The sequence below is a fragment of the Bacteroidia bacterium genome (genome assembly GCA_016218155.1).
Classification (GTDB): domain Bacteria; phylum Bacteroidota; class Bacteroidia; order Bacteroidales; family GWA2-32-17; genus GWA2-32-17.
In genome coordinates, this window is record JACREQ010000113.1 from 1 (window position 1) to 3388 (window position 3388).

General features: G+C 32.9%; 5 protein-coding genes. 4 read left to right on the forward strand and 1 reads right to left on the reverse strand.

What is annotated here, in order from left to right; translation table 11 throughout:
- Positions 1 to 188: 188 nt before the first annotated feature.
- Positions 189 to 338, reverse strand: coding sequence for a hypothetical protein (locus tag HY951_19420; GenBank protein MBI5542236.1), 150 nt, complete (start codon positions 336 to 338; stop codon positions 189 to 191).
- 17 nt (positions 339 to 355) lie between these two features.
- On the opposite strand from HY951_19420, the gene HY951_19425 reads away from it, so the two are divergent.
- The 4 genes from HY951_19425 to HY951_19440 are packed head-to-tail and all read left to right on the forward strand — an operon-like array spanning position 356 to position 3303.
- Positions 356 to 1135 (forward strand): hypothetical protein, encoded by a 780-nt coding sequence (locus HY951_19425; GenBank protein ID MBI5542237.1) that lies wholly within the window; start codon positions 356 to 358, stop codon positions 1133 to 1135.
- Positions 1136 to 1137: 2 nt separating this feature from the next.
- Positions 1138 to 2160: a hypothetical protein gene (locus HY951_19430; GenBank protein MBI5542238.1), complete on the forward strand. Its 1023-nt coding sequence runs from the start codon at positions 1138 to 1140 to the stop codon at positions 2158 to 2160.
- 35 nt (positions 2161 to 2195) lie between these two features.
- Complete coding sequence (locus tag HY951_19435; GenBank protein ID MBI5542239.1) at positions 2196 to 3146, forward strand: polysaccharide deacetylase family protein; 951 nt, start codon at positions 2196 to 2198, stop codon at positions 3144 to 3146.
- A complete protein-coding gene (locus HY951_19440) occupies positions 3133 to 3303 on the forward strand; it encodes a hypothetical protein (GenBank protein MBI5542240.1) in 171 nt (56 codons plus the stop codon). Before HY951_19435 ends, HY951_19440 begins: the two co-directional genes overlap by 14 nt.
- Positions 3304 to 3388: the final 85 nt, after the last annotated feature.

Sequence of the window (3388 nt, forward strand, 5' to 3'; positions counted from 1 at the left end):
CAGACAAGCTCCAGAAAAAGCAAATCAAAGTTAAAAAAATTGGAAGGGGGAATGAGAAGCTAAAATCCTTGGGCCAATAATGGGCTTATTTCTTTTTCTTGCCGCCCATTTCCTTTAGGATTGTTTTAGCGATATGAGAAAGCAATTTGATTTGTTCCTTCGGCTTATTTTGCAGGAGGCTTAATAATTCACGGGTGCCCATGAATTGGTCCGATTACAACAGAAGTTGTGGTTCTATCGCAGGAGATTCCGCATCTGGAATATCCCGAGCGAAGATGCTCAAAATGCGGATGCGGAAATCCGTCTGAAAATATGATATAATATAAAATATTACGCACTGATTTTGTGAGGGGAAATGGAAATTAATATTTTAGGTTTTGGGCTGATGGGTAAGCAGATTGCCTCTTTGTTTTTTTTGGGAGGGCATAATGTTGTTATTTGGAACCACCAGGAAATAGATCTGAATGAAGCATATAGACAAATTAAATTACTTAAAAAAGTTTTTAATTGTTCTAAAGAAGGACAAATAACAGTTATCAGTTCACTCGATAAACTTGCAGACAATCTCACTATTGAAGCAGTTATTGAGGATTTAAATATAAAAAAACAGATCTATGATACGCTCAAAACCAAGATAACCAAAGGTTATTTTACGAATTCCTCATCTTATGCCCCAAAAGAAATAGGCGAAACGGTAAATGGGTTGCATTTTTTTAATCCAATTACCTTGAAATTAGTTGAATTATGCTTGTCAGATTATAAAATAACAAATGAAGCGGAATTAATTTTAGATTTCTTGCATGCCATTAGCTTTGAAATCGTTAAAGTCGGCAACAATAGGGGGTATATTGGAAATTATATATTATTTAATGAAATAGCCTCCACCTTAAAACTTATTGAGATCTTTGGTTACGATTATGAATCAATCAATGTAATTGATAATAAATTATATAATGGAAGAAATGTTTTTCGTGTGATTGACATCATTGGTATTGATGTAGTTTATCAGATATTATTAAATTTGAATGAAAAAGATCCCACCTTCTATCTCCCGAAGTGTTTAGTTAAAGCCTTGGCGAATAATATTCTTGGCAAGAAAAATAATACTTCTATCGAAGATGTTTTGAGGAAATAATCATGTATGAAGTCCGTTTATGCAAACTTGAAGAAATAGATAAACTTCAAGATTTTATAAATGAAAGCTGGAAACAAAATCATATCCTTGTTAAAAATGCAAACTTATTAAAATGGCAATATTTGAATCGATCTAAAGGAATATTTAATTTTATTGTTGCCTACAATACAGTGACTAATAAATTTGATGCAATTTTAGGATTTATCCCTACCTGGCATTTTGATCCAGAATTATCAATGGAACGGGATATTTGGCTAGCTATATGGAAAGTTGAGCAAAAAAGCACTTTAAAGAAAGGGATCGGGAAAGGAATTGGATTAGATTTGCTAAATTATTTAGAAGACATCTATCAGCCAAATTCAATCGGGGCAATTGGCACTAGCGAAATCGCGAATAGGATATATAGATATTTGGAATTTAAAAGCGGGACTTTAAATCATTATTATTTATTGAATACTAGCGTCTCTTCTTTTGAAATAATCTGCGTTAAAGACAAAATGACCAGAAGTGGCGAGGAAAAGGCTGATGCTTCAGTTTCCGTCAAAGAGATTAATGACATAAGAAATGTTGGGAACATGCCGTGTAGTATTAGCCCCAAAAAATCATTAATTTATCTTTATAATAGATTTTGTAATCATCCAGTGTATAAATATCGTTTTTTTGGGATATATTTATCTGAGAACTTGGTGTCGATTATAGTTATGCGTAAAATCACCATTAAAGAGTCTTGTTGTTTAAGGATAGTCGATATTTATGGCGAGCTTGTTTCTCATCCTTTAACAAGTGAATTGCGTAAGCTGCTAACCAAAGAGAATGCAGAGTATTTAGACTGTTTAAACTCCGGCATAGATGAAACAATATTTTATTCATGGGGCTTTTCCAAAAGAAATAATGAAGTTGTAATCCCCAACTATTTTGAGCCCTTCGAAAAACAAAATGTTGATATTACTTTTGCTTATAAAACAAATCGTGAAAATTATATTATATTTAAAGGCGATAGCGACCAAGATAGGCCTAATATATAGGAGAAACCAAGATTAATCGCAAAATAACAATTATAATGTATCACTATGTTAGGGATTTAAAGTCATCCAGATTTCCCGAAATAAAAGGATTAGACATAGAATTCTTTAAAGAACAATTGGAATATTTACATAAGCATTACTGTATTGTTACTATGGAGCAGTTAATAAAAGCTGTGCAAGGTATTGAGCCGCTGCCTCAAAAAGCAGTTTTGCTTACATTTGATGACGCTTATATTGACCACTTTATTAATATTTTCCCAATTTTGAACGAGAAAGGATTACAAGGATCATTTTATCCGCCCATTAAAGCAATCACAAAACATGAAGTATTAGATGTAAATAAAATACATTTCATTTTGGCATCTACGCCCGATAAAAAGTGCATAATAGAATCAATCTTTGATTTGCTTAATCAATATCGAGATGAATATAAATTAAAAAGTAATGAGCATTATTGGGAAACCATTGATAAAAAGGATCGACATGATACAGAAGAAGTGATTTTCATAAAGCGGATATTGCAGAAAGGGTTAGAAGAAGAAGTTAGAAAAAAAATAGTTAATCATCTATTTGAAAAATATGTTGGGCTCAAAGAAGAAATGTTTAGCAGAGAACTATATATGAACATTGACCAAATTAAATGTTTGAAAAGAAATGGCATGCACATCGGCAGTCATGGTTATGACCATTATTGGCTATCTACTCTTGATAAAAAAAGACAAGAAAATGAAATTGATTTATCATTAGCCTTCTTGGAATCTGTTGGTGTGGATATTTCAAGTTGGACTATGTGCTACCCATATGGAAATTATAATGAAAACACTATAGATATTTTAAAAGACAAAGGATGTAAGCTTGCTTTAACAACTGTAGTTGATATCGCGAACATTTCCCAAAATAATATTTATGAATTGCCAAGACTTGATACGAATGATATTCCTAAACAAAGGAATGCGGCTACAAATGAATGGTATGAGAAAGGCTAGAAAATTGTTTGTGGCGTGGTGGAGTAGAATCAGGCGGCAGCCGGGCACCCGTGAAGTATTAAGCCTCCTGCAAAATAAGCCGAAGGAACAAATCAAATTGATTTCTCATATCGCTAAAACAATCCTAAAGGAAATGGGCGGCAAGAAAAAGAAATAAGCCCATTATTGGCCCAAGGATTTTAGCTTCTCATTCCCCCTTCCAATTTTTTTAACTTTGATTTGCTTTTTCTGGAGCTTGTCTG